The following is a 1,416-nucleotide window of genomic DNA, read 5'->3' on the forward strand; positions in this document are numbered from 1 at the left end:
CTGCTGGGGCGGCTCACCCCCGAGCGCGCCGCCCGCGGGGTCCTCGGGACCGCCGTCGTGCGGGTCTTCGGGCTGACGGCGGCGATCACCGGCGCCTCGCAGCACACCCTGCGCAGCCAGGGGGTCGAGCACCACGTGGTGCACCTGCACCACGGCCACCACGCCGGGTACTTCCCCGGGGCCGAGCAGGTCCACATGACGGTGGCCTTCGCCCCCGACGGCCGCCTGCTCGGTGCTCAGGCCGTGGGCCGGGCCGGGGCCGACAAGCGCATCGACGTGCTCGCCACGGCCCTCGCGGCAGGCATGACGATGGACGACGTGGCCGAGCTCGAGCTGGCCTACGCCCCGCCCTACGGCTCGGCCAAGGACCCGGTGAACATGGCCGGGTTCACCGCCCAGAACGTCCTCGACGGCACCCTGCGGCTCTGGTACCCGCGGGACCTCGACGACGTGCTCGCGAGCGCCCTGGTGCTCGACGTCCGCTCGGCGGCCGAGTTCGCCGACGGTCACCTGCCGGGGGCCCTCAACGTGCCGCACACGGCCCTGCGCGAGCGGCTCGACGAGGTGCGCGAGGCCGCCGCGGGCCGTCCGGTGCGGGTGCACTGCGCGAGCGGGTTCCGCTCCTACCTGGCCCACCGGGTGCTCGACCAGGCCGGGTTCGACGTCGCCAACCTCTCAGGTGGCATGCTCACCCTGCGCGCCGCGCGCCCCGACCTCACCCTCGACCGAGGAGCAGCATGAACGACGACACCCTCCGCGAGATCGACGTCGCGACCCTGCGTGAGAGGCTCGAGAGCCCCGCGAGCAGCGGGGCCCCCGTGACGGTGGTCGACGTCCGCGAGGACCACGAGTACGCCGCCGGGCACGTCCCAGGGGCGTTGAGCATCCCGCTCACCCAGTTCGTCGACCGGGTCGGCGAGGTCACCTCGCTGCCCGGTGAGGTCTACGTGATCTGCGAGTCGGGCGGACGCTCGGCCCAGGTCACGGCCTGGCTCTCCCAGCAGGGCCACGACGTGGCGAACGTCGCAGGAGGCACGGGGGCCTGGCGCTCCTCGGGGTTCCCTGTCGAGCAGCCCGGCACGTAGCACCGGAGCCGGGGTCAGCCCACCGGCGCCCGGCGGGTGGTGAGCCGGCCGTCGGCGTCGAGCCGGGCCACCAGGCGCCCGCGCCACGCGGGGTCCCGGACCGGGAAGTCCTCCCGGAAGTGCCCGCCGCGGCTCTCGGTGCGCTCGGCAGCGACCGTCGTCAGCAGGGTCGTCACCTGGTGCAGGTTGGTGGTCTCCCACTCGGCGGTCTGCGGGGCGGCGACCACGCCGGGCTGCTCGTGGGCGCGGACGGGCATCCGGGCCAGGGCCGTCGCCGCCGAGGCGAGGCCCTCAGCACTGCGGATCACCCCGGGGCCACGCTGGGCGAGGC

2 protein-coding genes and 1 pseudogene are annotated in these 1,416 nt (G+C 75.3%); 2 read left to right on the top strand and 1 reads right to left on the bottom strand.

Features of this window, described 5'->3' with window-relative positions; translation table 11 throughout:
- On the top strand, nt 1-741 hold a 741-nt coding region (locus L0B03_RS17895), incomplete at its 5' end, for a rhodanese-like domain-containing protein (RefSeq protein WP_250448364.1).
- Nucleotides 738-1,085, top strand: a complete 348-nt coding sequence (locus L0B03_RS17900; protein ID WP_250448365.1) for a rhodanese-like domain-containing protein — start codon at nt 738-740, stop codon at nt 1,083-1,085. The genes L0B03_RS17895 and L0B03_RS17900, both read left to right, overlap by 4 nt.
- A gap of 14 nt (nt 1,086-1,099) precedes the next feature.
- On the opposite strand, the pseudogene L0B03_RS17905 reads toward L0B03_RS17900, so the two are convergent.
- Nucleotides 1,100-1,416, bottom strand: a pseudogene (locus L0B03_RS17905) (L-aspartate oxidase); the annotation flags it as partial.

The sequence above is a fragment of the Actinotalea sp. C106 genome, assembly GCF_023630195.1.
Classification (GTDB): domain Bacteria; phylum Actinomycetota; class Actinomycetes; order Actinomycetales; family Cellulomonadaceae; genus Actinotalea.

Coding starts and splice junctions, on each gene's coding strand:
- L0B03_RS17900 (WP_250448365.1), top strand. CDS start 738: ATGAACGACGACACCCTCCGCGAGATCGACGTCGCGACCCTGCGTGAG.